This window comes from Paractinoplanes rhizophilus, assembly GCF_042664765.1.
GTDB lineage: Bacteria > Actinomycetota > Actinomycetes > Mycobacteriales > Micromonosporaceae > Actinoplanes > Actinoplanes rhizophilus.
In genome coordinates, this window is the sequence record NZ_JBHTBJ010000013.1 from 54,047 (window position 1) to 79,643 (window position 25,597).

The following is a 25,597-nucleotide window of genomic DNA, read 5'->3' on the forward strand; positions in this document are numbered from 1 at the left end:
GATGATCAGGGGCGGTTAGGGTGGGCGCGTGCTTCGTCAGGTCACCGCTCTGCGGTACGTCACCCCGCTGCGTGAGGGTGGGTCGCTGCCCGGCGTCGTCGAGGCCGACGATCTCGGCACCTACGTGGTGAAGTTCCGCGGGGCCGGTCAGGGCCCCAAGGCGCTCGTCGCCGAGGTGATCTCGGGCGAGCTGGGGCGGCGCCTCGGACTGCCGGTGCCCGAGCTCGCCGTCGTGCACCTCGACCCGGTCGTCGCGCGGGCCGAGCCCGACGAGGAGGTGCAGGAGCTCATCAAGGCGAGCGCCGGCGCCAACCTCGGCATGGACTTCCTGCCGGGGTCGCTCGGTTACGACCCCAACGCGCACCCGGTCGACCCGGCCCTGGCCTCCCGGGTGGTCGCCTTCGACGCGTTCGTCGAGAACGTCGACCGCAGCTGGCGCAATCCGAACCTGCTGATCTGGCACAACGCCCTCTGGATGATCGACCACGGGGCCACCCTCTACTTCCACCACAACTGGCCACGCGCCGAGAGCGTGGTGCACCGGCCGTACAAGTGGGACGACCACGTGCTCAAGCCGTACGCCACCGCCCTGGCCACGGAGGGCCCCGCCCTGGCCGAGCGGCTGACCCCGGAGCTGCTCGCCGAGGTGCTCGAGCTGGTTCCGGACGAGTGGCTCGACGACGGCGACCGCGATGCCTACCTGACCCACCTGTCCCGGCGGGCCGCCCAGCCGGAGGCGTGGCTGCCATGAGGATCCCGTACGAGTACGCCATCATCCAGGCCGTCCCTCGGATCGAACGCGGTGAGCTGATCAACGTCGGCGTGGTGCTCTACAGCCAGCGCCTCGACTTCCTGGCCGCCCGCACGCACCTGCACGCCGACCGGCTGCGCTGCCTCGACCCGCAGGCCGACGTGACCGCGATCGCCGCCGCGCTGGCCTCCTGGGAGGCGACCTGCAACGGCGCCGGCGCGGCCGCCGACATGAAGCCGGGCGAGCGCTTCCGCTGGCTGGTCGCCCCGCGCAGCACCATCCTGCGGGCCGGCCCGGTCCACATGGGCCTGGCCGCCGACCCGGCCGCCGAGCTGGAGCGCCTGCTCGAGCTGCTGGTCAGATAGCGTCCCGCCGTAGGTCGGCGGTGAATGTGGCGCCGGTCGGCGACGCGCAGGTCACGTGGGTGCCCGGGTGGAGCCGCGGATCGCCGGCGTAGTGGTCGGCCAGCTTGCGCTCGGCCGCGCGGTCGCCCGCGTCGGCGGCCTGGAGCAGCTCGGCCAGCTCGTCGATCAGCGACAGGTCGTCGGGCAGCTCCTCGGACATGTCGCCCCAGAGATCCCACAGCAGCAGCTCGTCGCCGAGGCGGTGGGCCAGCTCGCCGATCACATAGTTGCGGGCGAACCAGCCGCCGCGCAGGTGGTCCGCGCCGGGATCGACCCCGAACGTCTCGAGGTCGATCTCGCCGCGCCGGAAGCCCGACCAGACCTGGGCCGCCGTGCGCAGCCCGCCCGGCCCGAGCCGCAGGTCGGCGATGTCGATCTGGGTGTCGGTGGCGACCCAGCGGGCGCCGTCCCAGTACTCCGCGACGACGTGGTCGTAGTGCCAATCCGGGCCGAGATAGTCGGCGAAGCCGATCCGGCTGCGCGCCGGGATGCCCTGGTGCCGCAGCGCCGACACGGTGAGCAGGGCGAAGTCGCGGCAGCAGCCGACGATGCGCTGCTCGGGGGCGCGCGGCTCGGCCAGCGGGGTGTCGAAGCGGCGCCGGTCGGCGTCGAGCAGCCGGTCGGCCCAGCGGCTGTCGATCTCGGCGAGCCGGTCGGGCGGGAAGTCGATGCCGGACGCGCGGTAGTGCACGACGAGGTTGCGGATCACCTCCCCGATGCCGGCCGGGTCGGCGGGCAGCGGGTCGAACAGGGCCGCATGCGCCCGCGGGTCGGAATACCGGGTCTGTCGCGAGTAGGCCATGCGCCGAGTCTCGGGTCTGCCACGATGTCAGGGTCAAGGGGCTTCCGGATGGCGTCCCAGGCGGCAGACTGGGTGCCATGGACCTGCCGATCAATCCACCGGTCAAGCCGATGCTCGCCAAGCCCGTCGCCGAGATCCCGCCCGGGCAGGTGTACGAGCCGAAGTGGGACGGCTTCCGCTCGATCATCTTCCGGGACGGCGACGAGGTGGAGATCGGCAGCCGCAACGAGAAGCCGATGACCCGGTACTTCCCCGAGGTGGTCCGGGCCGTGCTGGACAATTTCCCCGAGCGCGCGGTGATCGACGGCGAGGTGATCGTGGCCGACACCGCTCGCAACACGCTCGACTTCGAGGCCCTCCAGCAGCGCATCCACCCCGCGGCGAGCCGGGTCAAGCTGCTCTCCGAGCAGACCCCGGCCAGCTTCGTGGCGTTCGACCTGCTGGCCATCGGCGACGAGGATCTGACCGAGCGTCCCTTCGCCGAGCGCCGGGCGCGCCTGGAAGACGTACTCAAAAACGCGCAGCCACCGGTGCACATCACCCCGGCCACCGACGATCTTCCCACCGCGCGGCGGTGGTTCGCCGAGTTCGAGGGCGCCGGTCTCGACGGGTTGATCGCGAAGGGCCGCGATCTGACCTATCAGCCCGACAAGCGGGTGATGACCAAGATCAAGCACAAGCGTACGGCGGATTGCGTCGTCGCCGGGTACCGCGTGCACAAGTCCGCCGAGGACCGGATCGGCTCGCTGCTGCTCGGCCTGTACGACGAGCGCGACGTGCTGGTGTCGGTCGGCGTCATCGGCAGCTTCCCGATCGCCGTCCGCGAGGAGCTGTTCCGCGAGCTCCAGCCGCTGGTCACCACGTTCGAGGGCCACCCCTGGGACTGGGCGGCGCACGAGCAGGGCGAGCGCACCCCGCGCAAGAACGAGTACAGCCGCTGGAACAACGGCAAGGACCTGTCGTTCACGCCGCTGCGCCCGGAGCGCGTGGTCGAGGTGCGCTACGACTACATGGAGGGCATCCGCTTCCGGCACACCGCCCAGTTCGAGCGCTGGCGGCCCGACCGCGACCCGCACACCTGCACGTACGAGCAGCTCGAGCGCCCGGTCCAGTTCAACCTGGCCGAGGTACTCACCAGCCGCTGAAGGTTCCGGTCAGACCAACCGGTTAGGGTCGGTCCAGCCAACCAAGCCGTGGAAGGGCCGTGATCGTGCCGCGTCGCCTCCGTCTGGTCGCCGGACTCCTGTTCGCGACGGTTCTCGCCGTCTCGGGATGCACCGTGCCCACGTTCGCCCCGGACGGGTCGGGCGAGCCCACCTCGACCGGCAACGGCTCGACCGCGCCGCAGGGCGCCGGCACCGCCGACTGGAGCGACTGCTCCGACGTCCCCGAACGGCTGGTCGGCCGCGGGGCCACCGGGATGACCTACGACTGCGCCACCGTCGAGGTCCCCCGCGACTGGAACAACTCGAGCAACGGCCAGAATTACGGCATCTCCGTGATCCGCATCCGGTCCAAGACGCAGAAGAACCGCATCGGCTCCCTGCTGATCAACCCCGGCGGCCCGGGCGGGTCGGGCGTCGAGTTCGCGGTCTACCTCTCCTACGGCGAGGCCCTCGGCGGCCTGCCCACCGCGATCACCGACCGGTTCGACATCCTCGGCTTCGACCCGCGTGGCGTCGGCCGTTCCGAGCCGGTCAAGTGCATCAGCGACGCCGACCAGGACGCGAATTTCGGGGCGCCGCCCGACCCGGCGAGCCAGGCCCAGTTCGACAGCTACGTCGCGCTGACCAAGAAGATCGTGGACGGCTGCGGCCGGAAGTACGGCGACCAGCTGGTCACCTTCTCCACCAACCAGGCCGCCCACGACATCCACGCGATCCGCCGGGCGATCGGCGACGAGAAGACGACCTTCCTGGGCTTCTCCTACGGCACCCTGCTCGGCGCGACCTACGCCCAGCAGTCGCCCACCGAGATCCGGGCGATGGTGCTCGACGGCGCGATCGACCCGAAGCAGACCTACGTGCAAGGGTCCGAGTCGCAGGCCAAGGGCTTCGAGCGGGCCTTCACCAACTTCACCGCCTGGTGCAAGCGGACGCCGGCCAAGTGCCCGATCGCCCCCGACGCCCGCAAGGCGGTCACCGACGCGATGGCCGCGGCCGAGAAGAATCCGGTGCCCTATTCCGACGGCCGCAAGGCCACCGCCGGCTGGATCTTCCTGGCGGTGATCTCGTCGCTCTACACCGAGTCGGGCTGGAACGCGCTGGCCGGCGCGGTGTCCGCGCTCAACGAGGGCAACCCCAAGGGCATCTTCAACCTCGCCGACCAGTACGCCGAGCGCAAACCCGACGGCAGCTACAGCAACCTCTTCGACGCCAACCTGGCGGTGAACTGCGCCGACACCAAGGACGTGCCGGGCATCGACGAGATCCGCAAGCTGCAGGGCGAGTGGCGGGCGAAGTATCCGCTGTTCGGCGCGTCGCTCGCGGTCGGCATGCTCTCGTGCAGCCTGTGGCCGGGCGAGCGCGACCCGTACCCGGCCGGCCCGGCCACCGGCGCCCCGCCGATCGTCGTGGTCGGCACGACGGGCGACCCCGCGACGCCGTACGAGAACACCGCCGACCTGGCCAGCATGCTGGGCGTCGGCCACGTGCTCACCTGGGAGGGCGAGGGCCACACGGCGTACCCGAGCACGCCGTGCATCGTCAGCGCGGTCGACAACTACCTCATCGATCTGAAGGTGCCACAGGAGGGCCTGCGGTGTCCGGCAAAGTGACGCCCTCCCGCTCGGCCATCGCCTCGAGCAGCGCCCGCACGCGGCGCAGGTTTTGCTTGAGCTCTTCCTGCTCCTCATGGCGGAAGGCGTCGGTGTCGACGATCAGCTTGCTCGCGAAATGAGCGGTGATCAGCGGGATGACGAGGAGCACCATGACCGAGATGAGGATCCCGGCGAGCATCCGGCCGCCCCAGCTTGAGGGGGAGATATCGCCGTACCCGACGGTGGAGGCGGTCACGACCGCCCACCAGAGGGAGTCGCCGTACGAAGGACTCTTCTCGAAGTAGTGGTAGGCGGCGCCGCAGACGACGATCAGCAGCGCGTAGGACAGGATCAGGGTCCGCGGCGAGTTCGCCAGCCAGACGATGCCGCGATAGATCTTCCGGAAGGGCGTGAGCACGACGTGCATGGCGACCATGGTGCCCGAGCGGCGCAGCCCGAGGGGAGGCCGGAGGGGTTGAGATTCCGCGCGGCCGCGCGCTCGGACGTGCCGGCCGTCCTGCAGCTGCTCGCCGACGACGACATCAGCCGGGCCCGCGGCTTCGGCGTGGTCCCCGAGGAGGTCGACGCCGCGACCTGGGCGGCGTTCGAGGCGATCGACGCCGACCCCCACAACGAGCTGATCGTGGCCGAGGAGGACGGCGAGGTCGTCGCGACCTGCCAGCTCACCTTCATCCCCGGCCTGAGCCGCGGCGGCGCCTGGCGGATGACCATCGAGGCGGTCCGGGTGGGCTCCGACCGTCGCGGCGGCGGCATCGGCCGCAAGCTCATGGCGTACGCGCTGGGCCTGGCCCGCGACCGGGGCTGCCGGATTGCCCAGTTGACCACCGACAAGCGCCGCACCGACGCGCACCGCTTCTACGAGTCGCTCGGCTTCACCGCGAGCCACGAGGGCATGAAACTACCGCTCTGACCTACGTCCAGTTGGCCTTGTTCATCTTGCTGGGCTGAACGCGGGGCGGCTCCCCCGGCATTTTGGGGTGATCGGGTGGGTACGGCATGTCGCCGAGCCCGTTGCGCTCGTCCCGCTCCGACCACTCCAGCAGCGGCGTGATGTCGTGGGCCACGTCGTCGATCGCCGCGTGCGGGTCGCCGATCTTGGCGAATCGGGCCGGGACGGTGCGCAGGTCGAAATCGTCCGGCTCGACGTCGGGGAGCTCGTCCCAGGTGACCGGGGCCGACGCGGTGGCCCGGCCGTTGGCCCGCAGCGAGTACGCGCAGGCGATGGTGCGGTCGCGGGCCATCTGGTTGAAGTCGAGGAAGACCTTCTCGCCGCGCTCCTCCTTCCACCAGGCGGTGGTGATCCGGTCGGGGGCGCGCCGCTCGACCTCCCGGGCCAGCGCGATCGCCGCCCGCCGCACCTGCACGAACGACCATTGCGGCGCGATCCGGATGTAGACGTGCACGCCGCGGCCGCCCGAGGTCTTGGGATAGCCCACCCAGCCCAGGTCGGCCAGCACGTCGCGGATCACCCCGGCGGTGGCGACCACCTCGGCGAAGCCCGTCCCCTCGTGCGGGTCGAGGTCGATGCGCAGCTCGTCGGGGTGGTCCGGGGCGGCGGCCCGCACCGGCCACGGGTGGAAGACGATCGTGCCCATCTGCGCGGCCCAGGCGACGTGCGCGAGGTCGGCCGGGCACAGCTCGTCGGCGCCCCGGCCGCTCGGGAAGGTGATCTTCGCGGTCTGGATCCAGGGCGGGACGCCTCGGGTGGGGATGCGCTTCTGGTAGAACGCCTCGCCCTCGATGCCGTCGGGGAAGCGCTGCAGCGTGGTGGGCCGGTCGCGCAGGGCACGCAGGATGCCGTCGCCGACGGCCAGGTAGTACTCGAAGACGTCGCGCTTGGTGAAGCCCCGGCCGGGAAAGACGACCTTGTCGGGGCTGCTCAGCCGGACGGTGTGGCCGGCGATCTCGTGCTCTTCCGCTGCGGCTTTCGGCATGCACCCGACCCTATGCCGCCAAGGTCGCGCACAGAACAGGCCGCCGCAGGGCGGGCACGGAACAGGCCGCCCGGCGCGGTGCCGGACGGCCTGTGCGGAGACCGGAGATCAGGCGCGACGCCGCCGGGTGTACCAGACCGAGGCGGCGCCGGCGGCCACCATCAGCGCGCCCAGCGAGATGATCGCGCCCGTCGGGGCGCCGGTCACCGGCAGGGCGTGCCCCGCGCTGACCCCGCCGCCCGTGCTCTGGGTGGGGGTCGGCGTGGCGGCCTGGACCGTCGTGCTCGGGCCGGGGGTCGGCGGCACGGTGTCGACGTGCGCGGTCGGGGTGGTCGGCACCGTCGTCGGCGTGTTGTAGCCGGCCTGGCCGCGGGTGTGGCCGGCGGCCGGCGTGGCGGCGGTGGCGGGAGTCTCCGCGCCCGGGGTCTCGGCGCCGGCGTTGCCGTACGCGCCGGCGCCGGTGGCGCCGTAGTCACAGTTGTCGCGTCCGCCCGCGGGGCACGCCGAGGCGGTGGCGGCCGGGCGGGCGGCGTGGTCACCCACCGCCAGCGCCGGCGAGGCGGCGAAGACGAGGGCGGCGGCCGCGGGCAGTCCGGCGGCCAGAATCCGGCGAGTTGCACTCATGAGGAGTTATCCCGTTCTGTTGCGGTATTTCCAGGTCCGATCGGGAGCTTAGCGGCAAATGCCCCGGTTTACCCGCTAACGCTCCTCGGCGGGTCATCATCCCGGAAGACCACCGAAACGGTTACTACGCCATATATGGGACAAAGCGAACATCTTTAGCTCGAAGCGGGGGTCGGCGGCGAACAGGCCGCCGTCGTACGGCGCCTGGAGCTGGACACTCGCCCCGGAGTCGAGATAGACCGACACCACTGTCCGGCCGCCCCGCCGCTCGGCCCGCAGATCCACCACCCGGTGCCACGGCGCCACATCGCCGGCGAAGACCGACCGCGTGCGGATGCCGCCCGCGCTGACCTCCGTGCCGGTGCACCGCCCGAGCACCAGGCCGAGCAGCGCCCCGGTCGCCGGCGGCCCGGACGCCAGCACCGCCCACACCCATCCCGGCGGCGCCACGACCGCGGCGGCGGCGACCGCCACCAGGGCCACGACCGCGCCGAGGTAGAGGCCGCGGCCGAGGGCCTGCCGGCAGGTGGGGTGGAAAGTCGCGGGCGATGCATCTTCCATGCCCGGCCCAACGGGTGTGGCGATGGCAACGGGCGCACCGGGCGTGCGTCGGCCATGATCGACGTACCTTTGAAGCATGGCAACAAACGACACCACCCTGCCCACCACCGAGGACGAGTGGCGGGTGCGCCTGAGCCCGGACGAGTTCCGGGTCCTGCGCCAGGCCGCGACCGAGGCGCCCTGGTCCGGCGAGTACGTCGACACCAAGACCGAGGGGATGTACGAGTGTCGCGCCTGCGGCGCCGCGCTCTACCCCAGTGACTACAAGTTCGACTCGCACTGCGGCTGGCCGTCGTTCGACGACGCCATCCCCGGGGCGGTCAAGGAGATCGAGGACCGCAGCCACGGCATGGTCCGGGTCGAGATCCGCTGCGCCCGGTGCGACTCGCACCTGGGCCACGTGTTCCGCGGCGAGCACTTCACCGCCAAGAACACCCGCCACTGCGTGAACAGCCTCTCGATCCGCCTGGACCCGAAGGCGGCGTAACTCCCGAGAGATCGGGTCAGTCGGCGCCGCTCCGCGGGACGGCGCCGACCGGCATCAAGCCCGCGCCAGATCCTCCACCACGTATTTCAGCCCGTTCGGCGCCGTGCGCCACCCGGACGACCCGGTGATCACCCACGAGGAGTCCAGCGCCGGCGCCCGGGTGTCCCCCTCGACGTCCAGGTCGATCCGGGTCCGCACGATGTGCTCGGCGCGCGGCAGAAAGGCCTGGTAGACCGCCGCCCCGCCGATGACCCAGACGGGCCCGTCGGCCGGCACGTCGGCCACCGACAGCGCCACCTCGGCGCCCGGCGCCGACCACGACCGATCCCGGGTCAGCACCACATTGCGCCGGCCGGGCAGCGGGCGCACGGCGGCCGGCAGCGAATCCCAGGTGGCCCGGCCCATGACCACGGTCGCGCCCATGGTCCGCTCCTTGAACAGGGCCTGTTCCCCCGGCAACTGCCAGGGAATGCCGCCGTCGGCGCCGATCACCCCATCCCGGGCCTCGGCCCAGATCATGTGCACGGTCACACCGCCACCGGCGCCCGCAGAGCCGGGTGATGCTGGTAGTCGACCAGCGTGAAGTCGTCGTACGAGTAGTCGAAGAGCGACGACGCCGGCGCGATCTCCAACTTCGGAAACTCGTACGCCGGGCGGGTCAGCTGCTCGGTCACCTGCTCGACGTGGTTGTTGTAGATGTGGCAGTCGCCGCCCACCCAGATGAAGTCGCCCGGCGCCAGCCCGACCTGCTGCGCCACCATGCGGGTCAGCAGGGCGTAGGAGGCGATGTTGAACGGCACCCCCAGGAAGAGGTCGGCCGACCGCTGGTAGAGCTGGCAGGACAGCTTGCCGTCGGCCACGTAGAACTGGAACATCGCGTGGCACGGCGCCAGGGCCATCGACGGCAGGTCCGCGACGTTCCACGCCGACACGATCATCCGCCGCGAGTCCGGATCGGTCCGCAGCGTCTCGAGCACCCCGGCGATCTGATCGACATGGCCACCGTCGGGGGTGGGCCAGGACCGCCACTGCACCCCGTACACCGGCCCGAGCTCGCCGGCCGGGTCGGCCCATTCATCCCAGATGGTGATGCCCTGGTCGCGCAGCCAGCCGACGTTGCTGTCGCCGCGCAGAAACCACAGCAGCTCCACCGCGATCGACTTGAAGTGCACCCGCTTCGTCGTGATCAGCGGGAACGTCCGCGACAGGTCGTAGCGCAGCCGCTCGCCGAACAGGCTCACCGTCCCGGTGCCGGTCCGGTCGGTCTTCGGGGTTCCGGAGGCGAGAACCCGTCGCAGCAGGTCCTCGTACTGGGTGTCGACAGCCATGGCAGCAAACCTAGCCGCCATGGCTCCGCCGGCGTCACCCCGGTGGCAGCGAAGATGACGCCGGGCGGAGGGTCCTAACCGGCCCAGGCCTCCGACATCTGCGGAATCTGCTGGTTCATCGCGCCGAGATCCTGCGCCTGCCCGGCCGGCGCGGCCGACGCCGGCGGCGCCCCGGTGAACCCGAGCTCGGCGCCGATCTGCTGCCACCGCTCGTAGAGCACCTGGTCGACCAGAACGGTCCGGATGTCCTGATGCGCCGCCCGCAGCTCGTCCACCGCCGCCTCGTACCGCGCGACACGTTTGTGCAGGTCCGAGGTCTCGTACATGGTCATGCCGCCAGATTAACGGTAAATGAGCGCTTTTCACGGATAAGTGCGCGAGAACGGCTTACAGGCGCAGTTCGCTCCCGTGCGGCCCCACCGCGTCCGCCTGCTCGTCGTCCAGCCACACTCCGTCGGTGGCCAGGTACCGGAACGCGTGGTGGCCGGGCGGCAGCGGCACGCTGACCGTCCGCGTGCCGTCGCGGCGCAGCTTCAGCTCGTGGGCTCCGGGCTGCCAGCCGTTGAACGTGCCGACCACGCTGACCTGTCCCGGCGGGACGTCGGCGGGCAGGCAGAAGGTCACCCGGGTCTTGTTGCCGAACAGCCGGCTCTTCTTGATCATGAAGACCTCCACACTCGGGCTTCCATCCGTACAACGGGCGGCCCCGGTACGGGTGACGCCGCGCCGCAATACGATCGGCGACATGTCCGCGGAAGCCCGGTCCGACCTGCGTCTCGCATCCTTCGCCGACCTCGACGCCGGCACCCTGTACGCGATCCTCAAGTTGCGCAGCGAGGTCTTCGTCGTCGAGCAGGCCTGCGTCTACCTCGACCCGGACGGGCGGGACACCGAGCCGGGGACCCGGCATCTCTGGATCGAACGGGCCGGCGCGATCCGGGCGTACCTCCGCATTTTGGACGACGGTGGGGTGCCACGCATCGGCCGCGTCGTCACCGCGCCGGACGCCCGCGGCAGCGGGCTGGCCGGCGCCCTGGTGACCGAGGCGCTGAAGGTCGTCGGGGATCGCCCAAGCGTGCTGGACGCCCAGGCCCACCTCAAGAATTTCTACGGCCGATTCGGCTTCCGGCAGACCGGCCCGGAGTACGTCGAGGACGGCATCCCGCACGTGCCGATGCTCAGGGCAGCGCCGCAACCAGCTCGCTGACCGACCGCCGCCGGCCGGTGTAGAACGGGATCTCCTCGCGCACGTGCCGCCGGGCGGTGGCCGCCCGCAGCTCACGCATCAGGTCGACGATCCGGTGCAGCTCGTCGGCCTCGAAGGCGAGCATCCACTCGTAGTCGCCGAGCGCGAACGACGCCACCGTGTTGGCCCGCACGTCCGGGTACCCGCGGGCCAGCTTGCCGTGCTCGGCCAGCATGAAGCGCCGCTCCTCGTCGGGCAGCAGGTACCACTCGTAGGAGCGGACGAACGGGTAGACGCACAGGTACGACCGCGGCTCCTCGCCGGCCAGGAACGCCGGCAGGTGGCTCTTGTTGAACTCGGCCGGCCGGTGCAGCGCCATCTGCGACCAGACCGGCGTCAGGTGCCGGCCGAGCGCGGTGCGCCGGAACAGGCCGTACGCGTCCTGCAACGCGTCCGACGACCCGGAGTGCCACCAGATCATCACGTCGGCGTCGGCGCGTAGCCCGGACACGTCGTACGTGCCGCGGATCGTGACGTCCTTGCCGGCCAACTGCTCGAACAGGCCGTCGACCTCGCCGGCCAGCTCCTCGCGCAGCGGTGGCAGCGGCGTCCCGGCCCGGAACACCGACCACATCGTGTACCGGATGGTCGCGTTCAGCTCGTTGATCCTGGCCGCGTTCGTCTGCTCGCTCATCAACCCTCCAAGGTCCTGCTCACATCGTCGGCGCGGCTCAAGCGGGTCATCCGGCCAGCGCCTTGCTCACGTCCTCGGCCGCGCGCTCGCCGCTCGCGACGCACGCCGGGATGCCCACGCCGTCGAAGGCGGCCCCGGCCAGCGCCAGCCCCGGCGGCAGCTCGCGGCGCGCGAACGCCACCCGCTCCCGGTGGCCCGGCGCGTACTGCGGCAGCCCGCCACCCCAGCGCTGGATCCAGGACGCGGCCGGCGGCGGCAACTCCCCGCCGATCAGCTCGCCCAGCTCGCGCCGCGCCCGCTCGAGCAGCACGTCGTCGCCGAACTGCAGCCGTTCCGGCTCGCCGGCCCGGCCCAGCGAGGCCCGCACGATCACCGGCCCCGAGCCGGGCCGCCGGGAAGCGAGGTGCGGCCATTTGCGGGTGACGAACGTCGCCGCCTTGACCAGCGTGCCCTCGCTCGGCGGCACCAGGAAGCCGGACAACTCGGGCAGCGGCGTCCCCGGCGGCAGCGCCAGGCCGACCAGGGCCACGCTCGCGTAGTCGAGCACGGCCACCGCCTCGGCGATCTCGGCCGAGAGGCCGCGGAGCAGCCGGGCGGCGGGCCGGGCTGGCACGGCCAGCACCACCGCGTCGACATCGTCGGTCTGCGCGGCGGGCACCGGGCGGCCGGCCGTGGCCGACGCGGAGAATCCCGGGCCGGGCGGCGTCGCGACCGGGCCGAGCAACAGGCGCCAGCCGTGCGCCGTACGGGAGATGTCGCGCACCGGGAGACCCAGGCTGATGCGCGCCCCGCTCGCCGCGGCCGCGGCGGCGACCAGCCGGGTCATGCCGCCCTCGACCGCGGTGAAGACCGGCCGGCCCGCGTTCGTCGCCCGCGCGCGCTGGGCGGCCCGGACGGCCGCGCCCAGGGTGTGCTCCACCCGGGCCGCGCCGGCCAGCTGCGGGGCGGTCACCTCGAGCGACAGGCCGTCGGCCCGGCCCGCGTAGACGCCGCCGAGCAACGGGTCGACCAGGCGGTCCACGATCTCGGCGCCGTATCGCGCGCGGACCAGCGTGCCCACGGCGACGTCGGCGCCCTCGGCCAGCAGCGGGCGACCCTCGTCGATGTCGTGGCCGGACGCGTGCGCGACCTCGCCCAGCGCCGACGGATCGGCGGGGATGCCCATCAGCGTGCCGGCCGGGATCGGGGTGAGGCGGCCACCGATCGACAGCGCGGCCGGGACCTTGGCCGGGTGCACCAGGGACGGACCGAGGCCGAGGCGTTTCGCGAGCGCGACCGCCGCCGACTCGCCGCCGTCCGGCGATGAGGTCAGGAACGACTCGGCCCCGCGCTCGACCGGCAGGCCGCCCAGCTCGCCGGTGCGCAGCTTGCCGCCGAGGACGCCGCCCTGCTCGTACACGATGATGTCGGTCGCCGCCGGCATGAGATCTCTCAGCCGCACCGCGGCGGCCAGGCCGGCGATGCCGCCGCCGATGACCGCAACCCGCTTCCGCACGTCATCCACCATTGCAGGCCGCGACCCCGGGTCACCACCGGGGTCGGTGGATGTGAGCCGTCAGTCCGCGGACGAGACGGGGCGGATGAGACGGGGCGGACGAGCCGGGTCAGCGGGACGAGGCCGTGTGCACCAGCTCGACGAGGCGGGTCAGCACCTCGGGGTCGGTGTCCGGCAGCACGCCGTGGCCGAGGTTGAAGACGTGGCCCGGCGCCGCGCGGCCCTGGTCGAGCACCCGGCGGGCCTCCCGCTCGACCACCTCCCACGGCGCGAACAGCACCGCGGGGTCGAGGTTGCCCTGCACCGCGCGGTCCGGCCCGATCACCTTGGTGGCGGCGTCCAGCGGCGTACGCCAGTCGACACCCACCACGTCGGCGCCGGCCTCGCCCATCGCGCGCAGCAGCACCGCCGTGCCGACCCCGAAGTGAATGCGCGGCATCCCCTCGTTCGCCAGCCCGGCCAGCACCTCCCGCGAGTGCGGCATCACGAACTCGCGGTAGTCGGCCTCGGAGAGCGCGCCGGCCCACGAGTCGAACAGCTGGACCGCGCTGACCCCGGCCTCGATCTGGGTGCGCAGGAACGCCAGCGTGATGCCGGAGAGGCGGGTCAGCAGGGCGTGCCAGAGCCCGGGATCGCCGTACATCATGGCCTTGGTCCGGGTGTATGTCCTCGACGGACCGCCCTCGATCAGGTAGCTGGCCAGCGTGAACGGCGCACCGGCGAACCCGATGAGGGGAGTCTTGCCGAGCTCGCCGACCAGCAGCCGCACCGACTCGGCGACGAAGGCGACGTCGTCCGCCGTGATCGGGCGCAGCCGCTGCAGGTCGGCCGAGGTGCGGATCGGCGCCGCGACCACCGGCCCGGTGCCGGGCACGATGTCCAGGTCGACGCCGGCCGCCGCGATCGGCACCACGATGTCGCTGTACAGAACCGCCGCGTCCACGTTGTGCCGGCGGACCGGCTGCAGGGTGATCTCGGTGACCAGATCCGGTCGCCGGCAGGACTCCAGCATGGCGATGCCCTCCCGGACCTTGCGGTACTCGGGCAGCGAGCGCCCGGCCTGCCGCATGAACCAGACCGGGGTGTGCGGCACGTCCTGGCCGCGGCACGCCCGCACGAAGGGCGAATCGTCGAGAGTCACCGCCCGATCGTCGCACGGCGGCAAATTCGCCGTCGCACCGGTTGCAAAGCGATCGCCCGCCGGCGAAGCGAAGCCGCCAAGTTCGGCGCGGCGATCGACGACGGACACCGGAGCGCGGCATAGGCTCTCGGCATGGCGACCCCCTCCGCTGCCCCGGACGCGTTCTCTCGCGCGGTGGGCGGGCTGCGGGCGGCCGCGCCGAGACCCGAGATCCTGCTCGAGGAGATCGCGGCGCCGCAGCGCCTGGCGCCGTTCTCGTTCGCCCTGAGCGCCACCGTGCTGCGGGCCGGTGACGAGGTGGCCAGCGGGCGGCTGATCCTGCTGCACGACCCGGCCGGCCACGAGGCCTGGCGCGGCGACCTGCGGCTGGTCACGCTGGTCACGGCCGAGCTGGAGCCGGACATGGCCGGCGACCCGCTGCTGCCCGCGGTGGCGTGGACCTGGCTGACCGACGCGCTCGAGCAGCACGCCGCGACGTACACGGCGATCGGCGGCACCATCACCCAGACCGCGTCGACCCGCTTCGGCGAGCTGGCCGGGCCGGCGCCCACGGCCGACCTCGAGGTCCGCGCGTCCTGGACGCCGACCTCCACCGACACGGCCGCGCACCTGCTGGGCTGGTGCGCGATGCTCGCCTCGACCGCCGGCTTGCCGCCGCCCGGGGTGACGGCGCTGACCGACCGGCACCGCGTCGGCTGAAGCGCCGGCGAGAGCGGGAAGCGCCCGGAAACAGCAAAAGCAACGGGTTCAGCAGACGGCGAACGTGGCGCAGGCGGTCTTCACCGGGATCGCCAGCCCGATGCCCTCGGCGTCCTTGGCCTTCGCGGTCGCCAGCCCCACCACCTGGTTGTTCGCGTTGACCACCGGGCCGCCCGAGTTGCCCGGGTTGATCGGCGCGTCGAACTGGATGGTCGGCCCGTCCGGGTCGTCCGGGCGGTAGGCGCTGATCACGCCGGTGGTGACCGTGTCGTCCAGGCCGAGCGGGGCGCCCACCACGACCACCTGCTGACCCGGCTTGACCTGGCCGGGCGCGGTGGCCAGGCCGGTGATCTCCTGGTCGGCGCGCAGCAGCGCCAGGTCCTTGCCCTTGCTGACCTTCACGATGGTGGCCTTGATCTTCGTGCTGCCGCGCTCGAGGGTCACCGACTTGCCGCCGTCGGTCCACACGTCGGCGACCACGTGGTAATTCGTGAACAGGTTCGCCTGGCCGTCGGCGGCCTTGCTGCCGACCGACCACGCGGTGCCGGTGAACGAGCCGGCGCGTACCCGGAAGACGCTCGGCAGCACCTTCGACGACACCGCCTCCGGGTCGAAGACCCCGGCCAGCTGCTTCTCCAGCCGGTCGGTCCGGTTCTTCTCGGCCGCGAGGGTCGAGTGCAGCGTGGCGTTGTCGCTGTTCATGCTCTCGATCCGGTACGCCTGCCAGCCCGCCACCGCGACCAGCACCGCCACCAGGCCGGTCAGCAGGGGCTTCACCCGGCCACGGCCGGCCCGGGCGCGCTCCGGTTCCGGCTCGGCCACCGGGAACGTCCCGGTCAGCCCGCTGCTCTGCCAGGACCGCGGATGCCGCGGCGGCTCCGGCGCCCATCGTTGATCGACCGGCTCCCCCCGCGGATCGACCGATCCCCATCGCTGATCGACCGGTTCCCACGGCTGATCGGCCGGCTCCCATCGCGGTTCCGGCTGCCACCGGGGCGCCGGCTGCGCGTACTCCGCGGATCGCGACGGGAAGGATTGGTCCTCGGCGCGCCGTCGCCCGTCGTATCGGCCCTGGTCAGCGCCGTCGGCGGGGATGAACGGGTCGTACGTGGTGGTCATCCGGCACGGCCTCCCGGGTCTCGGCGCTGCGAGTGGTTATACGGACGGGAAGCCGTTTCGGATGAGTCGGTTTCGGATCGAGAACCGACGCGCCGGGACCCGGCTGCATCATGCGGGGGTGGCGCACCCGTACGGTTACGGAGTGACCGACGAAGCACCCCTGCGCCGTCGGGACGAGCCAGCGCCGGCAGGGGACGGACGACCGCTCCCCGAGCCGCCCGACCCGACGTCTGGCGGTCCCGACCCCCTGCCCGCCGCCGTCCCGCTGACCGCCCCCCGAGAGGGCACCCCCCGCCCGGTCGAGTCCGCGACCGAGCTGGCCGAGATCGTGGCCAAGATGGCCACCGGCACCGGCCCCGTCGCCGTGGACGCCGAGCGCGCCTCCGGCTACCGCTACACCCAGCGGGCGTACCTGGTACAACTGCGCCGTGCCGGCGCCGGCACGGTGCTGATCGACCCGCTGCCGCTCGACGATCTGCGCACGCTGGACGCCGCCCTGGCCGAGAGCGAGTGGGTGCTGCACGCGGCCAGCCAGGACCTCGCGTGCCTGGCCGAGCTGGGCATGAAGCCGCGCCGCCTGTTCGACACCGAGCTGGCCGCCCGCCTGGCCGGCTTCGAGCGGGTCGGGCTGGCCGCGCTGACCGAGCAGCTTCTCGGCTTCTCGCTGGAGAAGCACCACTCCGCCGCCGACTGGTCCACCCGGCCCCTTCCCGACTCCTGGCTGACCTACGCGGCCCTCGACGTCGAGCTGCTCACCGACCTGCGCGACCACCTGGCCGCCGAGCTGGACCGGCAGGGCAAGTCCGCCTGGGCCGCGGAGGAGTTCGCCGCCCTGGTGGCGTCGGCCGACCGGCCGCCGCGGGTCCGGCCCGATCCCTGGCGGCGCACGTCCGGCATTCATCGCGTACGCGGCGCGCGCGCCCAATCCCGGGTGCGCGCGCTCTGGTACGCCCGCGACGGCGTGGCGGCCCGCCGCGACTCGGCCCCCGGCCGGGTGCTGCCCGACTCCGCGATCATCGCCGCCGCCGAGTCGGACCCCAAGGACGAGCGCACCCTGCTCGGCATCCCCGGTTTCGGCGGCCGCTCGGTCCGCCGCCTGGCCCGGGTCTGGCTGGACGCGCTGGACGAGGCGCGGGCGCTGCCCGACGACGAGCTGCCGGTCAACCAGCCGATGGACGGCCCGCCCCCGCCGCACCGCTGGGCCGAGCGCGACCCGATCGCCGCCGCCCGCCTGGCTCGCTGCCGCGGCGTGGTGGTCGCCACCGCCGAGGCCAACCGTCTGCCCCCGGAAAACCTGATAAGTCCGGACTTCATCCGCCGCCTGGCGTGGTCACCGCCCGACGAGGTGAGCGCCCAGACCGTCTCCGACACGCTGCGCGGCTTCGGCGCCCGCAATTGGCAGGTAACCCTGCTGGCAGTCCAGTTGGCCGAGGTCCTGCCCGACCCCGCGCCCACAGCCTGATCCCGGCGGACCGTCGCTAGCCGCGACGGTCCGCGGGGTTTTGTGGGTTTTGCGCTACCACTCACGCAGAATGAAGGGCCTCGGGCCAGCACTGCTGGGCCCCAGGCCCGGCCTCGGCGGGAGCGACGGTCCGTACCCACCACCCAGGCACGACATCCCGTTCTTGATCTTGAAGTGAAACAAGCATGTGACATTTCGCCGGGTCGGTGGCACCCATTAGTTACTGACGAGTAGCATTCCAGGGAACTGCGCTGGAGGAGGTCTTGTGGCCCGTGAAGTACGTGAGGTCGTCTTTGTCGACGGCGTCCGCACACCGTTCGGCAAGGCGGGCGGCATGTATGCCGAGACCCGCGCCGATGATCTGGTCATCCGCTGCATTCGCGAGCTGATGCGGCGCAATCCTCAGCTTCCGCCGGAGCGGGTGGACGAGGTCGCGGTCGCGGCCACCACCCAGATCGGCGACCAGGGTCTCACCATCGGGCGCACGGCCGCGCTGCTCTCCGGCCTGCCCAAGACGGTGCCGGGCTACGCGATCGACCGGATGTGCGCCGGCGCGATGACCGCGGTGACCAACGTGGCCGGCGGCATCGCGATGGGCGCCTACGACTTCGCGATCGCGGGCGGCGTCGAGCACATGGGCCGGCACCCGATGGGCGAGGGCGTCGACCCCAACCCGCGCATCCTGGCCGAGAAGCTCGTCGACCCGTCGGCGCTGGTGATGGGCTCGACGGCGGAAAACCTGCACGATCGCCTGCCGCAGATCACCAAGGAGCGGGCCGACCGCTACGGCCTCAATTCCCAGATCAAGACCGCCAAGGCGTACGCCGACGGCAAGCTCCAGCCGGACCTGGTGCCGGTGGCGGTGCGCAGCGCCGAGGAGGGCTGGGGCCTGGCGACCGTCGACGAGGCGCCGCGCGAGACCTCGCTCGAGAAGCTGGCGACGCTGAAGACGCCGTTCCGCCCGCACGGCCGGGTGACCGCCGGCAACGCCGCCGGTCTCAACGACGGCGCGACCGCAGCCCTGCTCGCCGACGAGGCCTCGGCCCGCGAGCTCGGGCTGCCGATCGCCATGCGCCTGGTTTCCTACGGCTTCGTCGGCGTCGAGCCGGAGATCATGGGGTACGGGCCCATCCCGTCGACCGAGAAGGCGCTGCACAAGGCCGGCCTCACCATCGACGACATCGGGCTGTTCGAGCTCAACGAGGCGTTCGCCGTGCAGGTGCTCGCGTTCCTCGACCACTACGGCATCGCCGACGACGACCCGCGGGTCAACCCGTGGGGCGGCGCGATCGCCATCGGTCACCCGCTCGCCTCCTCCGGCGTGCGGCTGATGACCCAGCTGGCCCGGCACTTCGCCGAGCACCCCGAGGTCCGCTACGGCCTCACCGCCATGTGCATCGGCATCGGCATGGGCGGCACCGTGATCTGGGAGAACCCGAACTGGGAGGCGAAGTGATCCAGCACCCGAATGAGGTCGTGACCAAGGCCCTCGTCCGGTTTGTCCGGGTGCCGGGTCTCGCCAAGCAAGCCGCGCTGATCACCCTGGACAACGGCCTCGACTACAAGAAGCCGAACAGCTTCGGCCCCGGCGGTCTCGCCTCCCTGGACGCCGCCATCACGGCCGCCACCGAGGCCGACCCGGCGTTCATCGCCGTGACCGGCAAGCCGTACATCTTCTGCGTCGGGGCGGACATCACGGGCATTCCGTACATCACGTCGCGGGAGCAGGCGGTCGAGCTGGGCGAACTCGGTCACCGCGTCTTCGCTCGCCTGAAGAACTCGACGATTCCGACTTTTGCCTTCATCAACGGCGCGGCGCTCGGCGGCGGTCTCGAAGTGGCGCTGCACTGCCACTACCGCACGGTGTCCGGCGGCGCGGCGGCTCTCGGGCTGCCCGAGGTCGCGATCGGCCTGGTCCCCGGCTGGGGCGGCAGCCAGCTGCTGCCCAACCTGATCGGCGCGCCGGGCGCGGCCCAGGTCATCCTGCAGAACCCGCTCACCCAGAAGGTGCTGCGCCCGAAGCAGGCCGCCGAGCTGGGCGTGGCCGACGTGCTCTTCGAGCCGGCCGACTTCCTCGAACGGTCGCTGGAGTGGGCGGCCGGCGTCGTCCAGGGCACCGTCACGGTCGAGCGGCCCGAAGTCGACAAGGACATGTGGGACGGCGTGCTGTTCTTCGCCAAGCAGCAGCTCGACGAGAAGCTGCACGGCGCGGTCCCCTCGGCCAACAAGGCGCTCGAGTTGCTGGCGCTGGCCAAGGACGCCTCCTTCGAGGACGGCACGGCGGCCGAGACCCAGGCGCTCGCCGACCTGATCATGGGCGACGAGGCGCGCGCCTCGCTGTACGCGTTCGACCTGGTGCAGCGCCGGGCCAAGCGGCCGGTCGGCGTGCCCGACAAGTCGCTGGCCCGCAAGGTCACCAAGGTCGGCATCGTCGGCGCCGGCCTGATGGCCTCCCAGCTCGCGCTGCTGTTCGCCCGCCGCCTGCAGGTGCCGGTCGTGCTGACCGACCTCGACCAGGCCCGGGTCGACAAGGGCGTCGACTACGTACGCGGCCAGATCGACAAGACGGTCGCCAAGGGCCGGATGGACGAGGGCACCGCGGCCAAGCTGCGCGGCCTGGTGTCCGGCTCGGTCGACAAGTCCGTCTTCGCCGACGCCGACTTCGTGATCGAGGCCGTCTTCGAGAACCTCGACCTCAAGAAGCAGATCTGGGCCGAGCTGGAGAAGATCGTCTCGCCCGAGGCGATCCTCGCGACCAACACCAGCTCGCTGTCGGTGACCGAGATGGCCGCCGGCCTCGAGCACCCGGAGCGGGTGGTGGGTTTCCACTTCTTCAACCCGGTCGCCGTGCTGCCGCTCCTCGAGATCGTCAAGGGCGAGCGGACCGACGACGCCACGCTGGCCACGGCGTTCGCGGTCGGCACGGAGCTCAAGAAGTCGTCGGTGCTGGTCAAGGACGCCCCGGCGTTCGTGGTCAACCGGGTGCTCACCCGCTTCACCAGCGAGGTCTTCAAGGCCGTCGACGCCGGCACCCCGCTGGACGTGGTCGACACCGCGTTCGACCCGCTGGGCCTGCCGATGCGCCCGATCGCGCTGCTGCAGCTGGTCGGGCCGGCGGTCGCCTACCACGTGGGCGAGACGCTGCACCGGGCGTTCCCGGCGCGTTTCACCGACTCGCCGACGCTCAAGAAGATCGTCGACGCCGGGCTGCCGCTGATGGACGACGACGAGATCAACCCCGAGGTGGTCAAGCTCGCGTCGGGCGGTTCCGAGCCGTTGACGGCCGATGAGGTACGCGACCGCGCGCTGGCCGCGCTGGCCGAGGAGATCCGGATCATGCTGGACGAGGGCGTGGTCGCCGAGGCGCAGGACATCGACCTGTGCATGGTGCTGGGCGCGGGCTGGCCGATGCACCTGGGCGGCGTGACGCCGTACCTGGACCGGAGCGGGATCGCCGAGAAGGTGACCGGCAAGCGGTTCCTGCCGGAGGGCGTGGCGAGCCTGCCGCGGTGATCTTCCCGATGTAGTCGGATCCACGACGCCCCGCGCCCGCCCGGCGCGGGGCGTTGTCGCACTCCCGGGGGGTTTGTCCGATCCGGTGGGCCACGTCGGCCGGAGAGGCGGCGAACCCGTTTGGCGACGACAGATAGGCTCCTGAGGGTATAGCCGATCGATGGAGCCCTGATGTCGCAGCCGCCGTATTCCGGCCCGCCTTACAACGGTCAGCCTTCCTCCGGCCAGCCCTACGGGGGCCAGCCGTATCAGGGCCAGCAGTACCCCGCTCAACCCAACCCGGATGTGCCGCCCACGCAGGCGTATCCGGCGGGTGGCCAGCCCGACTACGGGCAGCAGCCGCAGTACGGCCAGCCGCCGTCTTCCGGTCAGCCCGCCTACGGCCAGCCCCAGTACGGCCAGCCCCAGTCCGGCCAGCCCGAGTACGGTCAGCCCCAGTATGGGCAGCCCCAGTACGGCCAGCCCGAGTACGGCCAGCCGCAATACGGCCAGCCCGAGTACGGGCAGCAGCCGTACGGGCAGGCCGACTACGCGCAGCAGGGCTTCGGCCAGCCGGGCTTCCCGCCGCCGACCCCGCCGAAGAAGTCGAAGACGCTGCCGATCATCCTGACCATCGTCGGCATCGTGCTGGTCCTCTGCGTCGGCGGCGGCACGGCGATCGCGCTGATCGCGAAGAACAACAACGACAGCGACAAGGCCGGCGGCACCACCGCCACCACGGCCCCCGCGGGCGACCCGACGACCACCACGACGGACGAGACGACCGAGCCCACCCAGAAGGCGACCAAGACCACCATCGCGGCGCCGAAGACGCTGGGCGGCCGTCCGAAGCTCGACGACGAGCAGTTCGCCGGCATGGCCAACTCGCTCGAGTCGGCGCTGGGCCAGTTCCCCGGCGCCACCGGCTCGATCGGCGCGCTCTACGGCACCCCGGCCAAGTCCGACATCGTGATCGTCGCCGCGGCCCAGGCCCCGGTCGACGACCCGGGCGAGACCCTGGACCAGATGATCTCCAGCCTGGGCATCGGCGGCCTCAAGGTCAACAGCATCTCCTCGGCCTCGACCGGCACGCTGGGCGGCGCCGCCAAGTGCGGCTCCACCGAGGCCGGCGGCTCCGACATGGCGATCTGCAGCTGGGCCGACGACGGCAGCGTCGGCATGCTGATCTGGTACGACAAGTCGGTGAGCAAGGCCAAGGCCGAGTTCCCCAAGCTCCGCGCCCAGGTCGAGAAGAAGAGCTGAGCCGCTTCCGCCCGATCGGGCCGTGGCCCGAGGGGGTCAAGCCGACACGCCGCCCGACACGATCACATGATCGCAACGCTCCCGGCACGGACCGGACACGGTTCCGCGCCGGGAGCGTTCCGGTAACCCGCACCGGTCAGGATGGGTCGGTCCTGTCGACTGACTGAGGAGTGGTCCGGTGGTGGTCCTGCGGCACTTGCGTCGCGTTCGGTGGGCGGTTCGCGCCACCCTGTTCCTCGGGGTGGCCGCCTCCGTCGTCGCCAACGTCCTGCACGCGCTGGACAACCCGATCAGCCAGGCCATCGCCGCCTGGCCGCCGCTCGCCCTGCTGCTGACCGTCGAGCTGATCTCCCGGGTCCCGGTGCACCGCCGCTGGCTCGCCGTGACCCGCCTGCTGGCCACCGCCACGATCGCGGGCATCGCCGCGTGGTGGGGTCGGGTCAGGGCGCGGTGCCGCCCTTTCGGTCCGGTCGTTTCCCTGACCCGCCCGCCCGAACCGGACGTGCACGTCTCCGCGCATCCGGCTCTCCACGAGCACACGCCGGTGAGCTACGCGTTGATCATTGCTGCGATTCGATGCCATCGGTCCCACGGTGTGGGGATCTTCGCCCCGCGGTAGCGGTAACGCTCAATCACCACCTGTTGCGGGTCGAACAAGACGATCCCCTCGTGCGTCGGTTTCCAGCCGGGCAGATACCGACGGATCAGGTCCTTCCAGGGCACGCGTTTATGGCGTTTCCGCAGCCAGACGAGAACCCGCCGCCACGCGAAGCGCGACAGGTAACTGAACGTGGCCTTGGAGACGCCGTGCCGGAAGTAGTTGCACCAGCCCCGCAGGATCGCGTTGAGCTCGCGCAACAGATCGGACAGATGGGTGTGTGCTGTCCGCGCGGTTGTCTTGCGCACCTTGTCGACGATCGAGGCCAGCGCCTTCTTCGCCGGATAGGTGTAGACATACCGCTTGGTCGTTCCTCGTTGCTTGCGGCGCTGGATGCGCCACCCGAGGAAGTCGAACCCCTCATCAAGGTGGACTACCTGCGTCTTCGGCCCGGACAGAACCAGTCCGATCCGGGCCAGCACCTGCGCGACCTGTTCCCGCAACGCCTCGGCGTGTTCACGCTCCCCGGCGACCATGACGACGAAATCGTCGGCATAACGCACCAGCCGCCAGTTCGCCTTACCGTTGCGCCTGCGGGTTTGGCGTCGCGCGTGGCTGCCCATCTCATGCTGCCAGGACTCGGCGAAGAAGTCGTCGAGGTCCGACAACGCGATGTTGGCCAGCAACGGCGACAAGATGCCGCCTTGCGGCGTGCCGGCCCTGGACTCCTCGAACCCGACGTGGGCGCGCAGCACCCCCGCGGTGAGAAACGCCTTCACCAGACGCAGAACCCGTTTGTCCGCGATGCGGCGACGCACCCGGTCCATCAGAGCCGGGTGATCGATCCGATCGAAACACGCCTCGATATCGGCCTCCAACACCCAGCCGTAGCCCTTGGTGCCGAAGAACTGAATCTCCGCGACAGCGTCCTGCGCCCGACAGTTCGGGCGGAAGCCATACGAGCACGGGCGGAACCCGGCCTCGAAAATCGGCTCCAGGACAAGCTTCAGGGCAGCCTGGACCACCCTGTCCCGCACGGTCGGGATGCCCAGACGACGCAGCTTGCCGTTCGCCTTCGCGATCATCCGTTCCCGTACGGGCACGGGAGTGAACGCTCCGGCTTTCACGTCGGCGCGGATCTCGGCCAGGAACGGCTCCTGACCTCGCACCGCCTGGATGTAGTGGGCGGTCATGCCGTCCACCCCGGCGGTGCGTGCTCCCTTATTCGACCGCACCCGTTCCCACGCGACCATCAGGAACGCGGGATCGGTGACGAGGTTGAACAGATCATCGAACCGGCGAGCAGGATCCTCGCTGGCCCATCGGTGCAGCTTCGCCTGGATCTCCAGTACCCGCCGTTCCGCCTGACCGTAGGTTTCCGGCCACACGATCGGCGGTGCGCCGATATTCACCGGCGACCTCCTGGCATTCCAGCCTCTCGGCTGCGTACTCGCTGTCGCCCTTCGCCCTGTGGCCGGCTTTCCCGGCCTCCGACTACTACGGCGACTCCGCCCCTATCCGCAACCCTCGGCAGACGATGTGCCTGCCCCGCCCCGACCTGGCCGGTCGGGCGCTGGGGCGGTTGCGGGCAGGTTCCCGCGTTCACCACACGATCGATCGTCGGGTTAGGTGCCCAGCTCTGCCCCTGCGGCATCGCCACGGCTACGCCGCAGTCCTTCACCATGGCCTCCCGGACAGCCGAAACCAGACCACCCGGAAGTTGTCCCCGGCCTGACCAACCAGGGACACGCACGCCGCTACCCAGCCCATATCCGCCAGATTTGAGCTGGTGCCTAGTCTTGAGAAGCTTTACACGCTGGTTCCTCACGTACACCTTCCCGTCTCGCTTGCCGGACCCGAACCGTCTGGCAGTGCCAGCCCGTCCCGGCGTTGTCAGGGCTGCTTCCCACCCGCTCCCGGCACCTCCCGGGACAGGCTGCCCTCAGCTTCACCGTCCTGCTGCGACAGAACGGCGGTGGCGGTCTCACACCTCCACTCGATCTTGCGGCGCCTCGCGGCGCACGGTGTCGTACTGGCACATGGCCGGCGTCGCCGCCCGCTACGGCGAGACCGGCGCCTCGCCCTACCTGCTGCCCCTCTCGGTCGACGGCCTCATCGTGGTGGCCAGCATCTGCCTGGTCGAGCTGGCCGGCCGCATCTCGTCCCTGGAGAGCCAGGAGGCCACCGCCGCGGCAAGCTCCGCCACCGCGGCCCAGCCGGCCCCCGGCGTCGCGATGCCGAGCCGGTCCGAGGCCCCGCCCGAACCGGCAATCCCCGGTCTGATCCCCACCCCCTCCATCGGCGCCGTCGGCCAGCGCGGCCGTGCCGCGATGGACCCCCGGGCCCGCACCCAGATCGCCGCCGCCCTCACCCACGGCACCAGCGAGACCCCCGCATTCACCCCGGCCCCGACCCGCCGGCCGGCCACCTCGGGCCGCGCCGTCCCCGCCCAGCGCGGCACCGCCACCTCGGGCCGCACCGTCCCCGCCCAGCGCGGCACCGCCGCCTCCCGTGCGGCCACCAGCCAAGCCGGTTCCACCGCGCGGGCGGCCACCGGCCCGGGCACCAGCGCCACCCGAGGCGCCGCGAAGCCGGGGACGTCCGCCAAGAAGGAGCGCCGCTCCCCCGCCGAGACCGTCGCCCTGGCCAACCGCATCAAGGCCGAGCGCCCGTCGCTGACCGAGACCGAGATCGCCGCCGAGCTCGGCATCAGCCCGTCGCGCTGGCGCACGGTGCGCCGCGAGGCCGCGGCCGGCGACCACACCCTGGCGGCCTGAC

At 71.7% G+C, this 25,597-nt stretch carries 27 protein-coding genes and 1 pseudogene; 14 read left to right on the forward strand and 14 right to left on the reverse strand.

The window, feature by feature from the left end; all coding sequences use genetic code 11:
* Positions 1-28 precede the first annotated feature (28 nt).
* Both ACFQS1_RS19105 and ACFQS1_RS19110 read left to right on the forward strand, forming a co-directional pair.
* Entirely contained in the window at positions 29-751 is a 723-nt protein-coding gene (locus ACFQS1_RS19105; protein WP_378970018.1) for a HipA family kinase, read from the forward strand.
* Positions 748-1,116, forward strand: coding sequence for a DUF3037 domain-containing protein (locus ACFQS1_RS19110; protein WP_378970020.1), 369 nt, complete (start codon positions 748-750; stop codon positions 1,114-1,116). The genes ACFQS1_RS19105 and ACFQS1_RS19110 overlap by 4 nt, the downstream gene beginning before the upstream one ends.
* Here the strand turns inward: ACFQS1_RS19110 and ACFQS1_RS19115 are convergent.
* On the reverse strand, positions 1,109-1,957 hold the full coding sequence (locus ACFQS1_RS19115; RefSeq protein ID WP_378970022.1) for a transglutaminase-like domain-containing protein: 849 nt from the start codon (positions 1,955-1,957) through the stop codon (positions 1,109-1,111). The two genes, ACFQS1_RS19110 and ACFQS1_RS19115, sit on opposite strands and share 8 nt — an antisense overlap.
* A gap of 77 nt (positions 1,958-2,034) precedes the next feature.
* On the opposite strand from ACFQS1_RS19115, the gene ACFQS1_RS19120 reads away from it, so the two are divergent.
* Entirely contained in the window at positions 2,035-3,102 is a 1,068-nt protein-coding gene (locus ACFQS1_RS19120; protein WP_378970024.1) for an ATP-dependent DNA ligase, read from the forward strand.
* Positions 3,103-3,167: 65 nt separating this feature from the next.
* On the forward strand, positions 3,168-4,733 hold the full coding sequence (locus ACFQS1_RS19125) for an alpha/beta hydrolase (protein WP_378970026.1): 1,566 nt from the start codon (positions 3,168-3,170) through the stop codon (positions 4,731-4,733).
* On the opposite strand, the gene ACFQS1_RS19130 is transcribed toward ACFQS1_RS19125, so the two are convergent.
* Positions 4,684-5,142, reverse strand: a complete 459-nt coding sequence (locus ACFQS1_RS19130; RefSeq protein ID WP_378970028.1) for a potassium channel family protein — start codon at positions 5,140-5,142, stop codon at positions 4,684-4,686. The two genes, ACFQS1_RS19125 and ACFQS1_RS19130, sit on opposite strands and share 50 nt — an antisense overlap.
* Positions 5,143-5,190: 48 nt before the next feature.
* Here ACFQS1_RS19130 and ACFQS1_RS19135 point away from each other — a divergent pair, with 48 nt between their 5' ends.
* A complete protein-coding gene (locus ACFQS1_RS19135; RefSeq protein WP_378970030.1) occupies positions 5,191-5,646 on the forward strand; it encodes a GNAT family N-acetyltransferase in 456 nt (151 codons plus the stop codon).
* Between the two features lies 1 nt (position 5,647).
* Here ACFQS1_RS19135 and ligD read toward each other — a convergent pair whose 3' ends face one another.
* The 3 genes from ligD to ACFQS1_RS19150 form a co-directional block, all read right to left on the reverse strand.
* A complete protein-coding gene (gene ligD / locus ACFQS1_RS19140) occupies positions 5,648-6,670 on the reverse strand; it encodes a non-homologous end-joining DNA ligase (RefSeq protein ID WP_378970032.1) in 1,023 nt (340 codons plus the stop codon).
* Between the two features lie 108 nt (positions 6,671-6,778).
* Positions 6,779-7,294 carry an LPXTG cell wall anchor domain-containing protein gene (locus ACFQS1_RS19145; RefSeq protein WP_378970034.1) on the reverse strand — a complete coding sequence of 172 codons (516 nt, stop codon included), beginning with the start codon at positions 7,292-7,294 and terminating at the stop codon, positions 6,779-6,781.
* 96 nt (positions 7,295-7,390) lie between these two features.
* Complete coding sequence (locus tag ACFQS1_RS19150) at positions 7,391-7,855, reverse strand: hypothetical protein (RefSeq protein WP_378970036.1); 465 nt, start codon at positions 7,853-7,855, stop codon at positions 7,391-7,393.
* 76 nt (positions 7,856-7,931) lie between these two features.
* Between ACFQS1_RS19150 and msrB the strand changes: the two genes are divergently transcribed.
* Positions 7,932-8,342 (forward strand): peptide-methionine (R)-S-oxide reductase MsrB, encoded by a 411-nt coding sequence (gene msrB / locus ACFQS1_RS19155; protein WP_378970038.1) that lies wholly within the window; start codon positions 7,932-7,934, stop codon positions 8,340-8,342.
* Between the two features lie 54 nt (positions 8,343-8,396).
* Here msrB and ACFQS1_RS19160 read toward each other — a convergent pair whose 3' ends face one another.
* The 4 genes from ACFQS1_RS19160 to ACFQS1_RS19175 all read right to left on the reverse strand — a co-directional run bounded on the left by ACFQS1_RS19160 (position 8,397) and on the right by ACFQS1_RS19175 (position 10,333).
* Positions 8,397-8,873 carry a dihydrofolate reductase gene (locus tag ACFQS1_RS19160; RefSeq protein ID WP_378970040.1) on the reverse strand — a complete coding sequence of 159 codons (477 nt, stop codon included), beginning with the start codon at positions 8,871-8,873 and terminating at the stop codon, positions 8,397-8,399.
* Entirely contained in the window at positions 8,870-9,670 is an 801-nt protein-coding gene (locus tag ACFQS1_RS19165) for a thymidylate synthase (protein WP_378970042.1), read from the reverse strand. Before ACFQS1_RS19165 ends, ACFQS1_RS19160 begins: the two co-directional genes overlap by 4 nt.
* 74 nt (positions 9,671-9,744) lie before the next feature.
* On the reverse strand, positions 9,745-10,002 hold the full coding sequence (locus ACFQS1_RS19170; RefSeq protein WP_378970044.1) for a hypothetical protein: 258 nt from the start codon (positions 10,000-10,002) through the stop codon (positions 9,745-9,747).
* Between the two features lie 55 nt (positions 10,003-10,057).
* Positions 10,058-10,333 (reverse strand): isoamylase early set domain-containing protein, encoded by a 276-nt coding sequence (locus ACFQS1_RS19175; RefSeq protein ID WP_378970046.1) that lies wholly within the window; start codon positions 10,331-10,333, stop codon positions 10,058-10,060.
* Positions 10,334-10,415: 82 nt separating this feature from the next.
* Between ACFQS1_RS19175 and ACFQS1_RS19180 the strand changes: the two genes are divergently transcribed.
* Positions 10,416-10,877: a GNAT family N-acetyltransferase gene (locus tag ACFQS1_RS19180; RefSeq protein WP_378970048.1), complete on the forward strand. Its 462-nt coding sequence runs from the start codon at positions 10,416-10,418 to the stop codon at positions 10,875-10,877.
* On the opposite strand, the gene hemQ is transcribed toward ACFQS1_RS19180, so the two are convergent.
* The 3 genes from hemQ to hemE form a co-directional block, all read right to left on the reverse strand.
* Complete coding sequence (gene hemQ, locus ACFQS1_RS19185; protein ID WP_378970050.1) at positions 10,849-11,550, reverse strand: hydrogen peroxide-dependent heme synthase; 702 nt, start codon at positions 11,548-11,550, stop codon at positions 10,849-10,851. The two genes, ACFQS1_RS19180 and hemQ, sit on opposite strands and share 29 nt — an antisense overlap.
* Before the next feature lie 46 nt (positions 11,551-11,596).
* Positions 11,597-13,057: a protoporphyrinogen/coproporphyrinogen oxidase gene (locus ACFQS1_RS19190; RefSeq protein ID WP_378970052.1), complete on the reverse strand. Its 1,461-nt coding sequence runs from the start codon at positions 13,055-13,057 to the stop codon at positions 11,597-11,599.
* A gap of 97 nt (positions 13,058-13,154) precedes the next feature.
* Positions 13,155-14,210, reverse strand: a complete 1,056-nt coding sequence (gene hemE / locus ACFQS1_RS19195) for a uroporphyrinogen decarboxylase (protein WP_378970385.1) — start codon at positions 14,208-14,210, stop codon at positions 13,155-13,157.
* A 108-nt stretch (positions 14,211-14,318) separates the two neighbouring features.
* On the opposite strand from hemE, the gene ACFQS1_RS19200 reads away from it, so the two are divergent.
* A complete protein-coding gene (locus tag ACFQS1_RS19200) occupies positions 14,319-14,885 on the forward strand; it encodes a DUF3000 domain-containing protein (protein ID WP_378970054.1) in 567 nt (188 codons plus the stop codon).
* 48 nt (positions 14,886-14,933) lie between these two features.
* On the opposite strand, the gene ACFQS1_RS19205 is transcribed toward ACFQS1_RS19200, so the two are convergent.
* Positions 14,934-16,004, reverse strand: coding sequence for a S1C family serine protease (locus tag ACFQS1_RS19205; RefSeq protein WP_378970056.1), 1,071 nt, complete (start codon positions 16,002-16,004; stop codon positions 14,934-14,936).
* A gap of 142 nt (positions 16,005-16,146) precedes the next feature.
* On the opposite strand from ACFQS1_RS19205, the gene ACFQS1_RS19210 reads away from it, so the two are divergent.
* From ACFQS1_RS19210 to ACFQS1_RS19230, 5 genes and pseudogenes are all read left to right on the forward strand, one after another.
* Positions 16,147-17,466: a ribonuclease D gene (locus ACFQS1_RS19210; protein WP_378970058.1), complete on the forward strand. Its 1,320-nt coding sequence runs from the start codon at positions 16,147-16,149 to the stop codon at positions 17,464-17,466.
* 265 nt (positions 17,467-17,731) lie between these two features.
* On the forward strand, positions 17,732-18,922 hold the full coding sequence (locus ACFQS1_RS19215) for a thiolase family protein (RefSeq protein ID WP_378970060.1): 1,191 nt from the start codon (positions 17,732-17,734) through the stop codon (positions 18,920-18,922).
* The gene (locus tag ACFQS1_RS19220; protein ID WP_378970062.1) at positions 18,919-20,979 is read left to right on the forward strand and encodes a 3-hydroxyacyl-CoA dehydrogenase NAD-binding domain-containing protein; all 2,061 of its coding nucleotides are present in this window, start codon (positions 18,919-18,921) and stop codon (positions 20,977-20,979) included. The genes ACFQS1_RS19215 and ACFQS1_RS19220 overlap by 4 nt, the downstream gene beginning before the upstream one ends.
* A 171-nt stretch (positions 20,980-21,150) precedes the next feature.
* Positions 21,151-22,221: a hypothetical protein gene (locus ACFQS1_RS19225; protein WP_378970064.1), complete on the forward strand. Its 1,071-nt coding sequence runs from the start codon at positions 21,151-21,153 to the stop codon at positions 22,219-22,221.
* Positions 22,222-22,402: 181 nt separating this feature from the next.
* Positions 22,403-22,651 (forward strand): annotated as a pseudogene (locus tag ACFQS1_RS19230) (DUF2637 domain-containing protein); the annotation flags it as partial.
* Positions 22,652-22,770: 119 nt separating this feature from the next.
* On the opposite strand, the gene ltrA reads toward ACFQS1_RS19230, so the two are convergent.
* Positions 22,771-24,231 (reverse strand): group II intron reverse transcriptase/maturase, encoded by a 1,461-nt coding sequence (ltrA, locus tag ACFQS1_RS19235; RefSeq protein WP_378970066.1) that lies wholly within the window; start codon positions 24,229-24,231, stop codon positions 22,771-22,773.
* 612 nt (positions 24,232-24,843) lie between these two features.
* Between ltrA and ACFQS1_RS19240 the strand changes: the two genes are divergently transcribed.
* Positions 24,844-25,596 (forward strand): DUF2637 domain-containing protein, encoded by a 753-nt coding sequence (locus ACFQS1_RS19240; protein WP_378970068.1) that lies wholly within the window; start codon positions 24,844-24,846, stop codon positions 25,594-25,596.
* Position 25,597 lies beyond the last annotated feature (1 nt).

Coding starts and splice junctions, on each gene's coding strand:
- ACFQS1_RS19190 (WP_378970052.1), bottom strand. CDS start 13,057: ATGGTGGATGACGTGCGGAAGCGGGTTGCGGTCATCGGCGGCGGCATC.
- ACFQS1_RS19110 (WP_378970020.1), top strand. CDS start 748: ATGAGGATCCCGTACGAGTACGCCATCATCCAGGCCGTCCCTCGGATC.
- hemQ (WP_378970050.1), bottom strand. CDS start 11,550: ATGAGCGAGCAGACGAACGCGGCCAGGATCAACGAGCTGAACGCGACC.
- ACFQS1_RS19170 (WP_378970044.1), bottom strand. CDS start 10,002: ATGACCATGTACGAGACCTCGGACCTGCACAAACGTGTCGCGCGGTAC.
- msrB (WP_378970038.1), top strand. CDS start 7,932: ATGGCAACAAACGACACCACCCTGCCCACCACCGAGGACGAGTGGCGG.
- ACFQS1_RS19120 (WP_378970024.1), top strand. CDS start 2,035: ATGGACCTGCCGATCAATCCACCGGTCAAGCCGATGCTCGCCAAGCCC.
- ACFQS1_RS19165 (WP_378970042.1), bottom strand. CDS start 9,670: ATGGCTGTCGACACCCAGTACGAGGACCTGCTGCGACGGGTTCTCGCC.
- ACFQS1_RS19180 (WP_378970048.1), top strand. CDS start 10,416: ATGTCCGCGGAAGCCCGGTCCGACCTGCGTCTCGCATCCTTCGCCGAC.
- ACFQS1_RS19205 (WP_378970056.1), bottom strand. CDS start 16,004: ATGACCACCACGTACGACCCGTTCATCCCCGCCGACGGCGCTGACCAG.
- ACFQS1_RS19130 (WP_378970028.1), bottom strand. CDS start 5,142: ATGCACGTCGTGCTCACGCCCTTCCGGAAGATCTATCGCGGCATCGTC.
- ACFQS1_RS19175 (WP_378970046.1), bottom strand. CDS start 10,333: ATGATCAAGAAGAGCCGGCTGTTCGGCAACAAGACCCGGGTGACCTTC.
- ligD (WP_378970032.1), bottom strand. CDS start 6,670: ATGCCGAAAGCCGCAGCGGAAGAGCACGAGATCGCCGGCCACACCGTC.
- ACFQS1_RS19150 (WP_378970036.1), bottom strand. CDS start 7,855: ATGGAAGATGCATCGCCCGCGACTTTCCACCCCACCTGCCGGCAGGCC.
- ACFQS1_RS19145 (WP_378970034.1), bottom strand. CDS start 7,294: ATGAGTGCAACTCGCCGGATTCTGGCCGCCGGACTGCCCGCGGCCGCC.
- ACFQS1_RS19115 (WP_378970022.1), bottom strand. CDS start 1,957: ATGGCCTACTCGCGACAGACCCGGTATTCCGACCCGCGGGCGCATGCG.
- ACFQS1_RS19200 (WP_378970054.1), top strand. CDS start 14,319: ATGGCGACCCCCTCCGCTGCCCCGGACGCGTTCTCTCGCGCGGTGGGC.
- ACFQS1_RS19225 (WP_378970064.1), top strand. CDS start 21,151: ATGTCGCAGCCGCCGTATTCCGGCCCGCCTTACAACGGTCAGCCTTCC.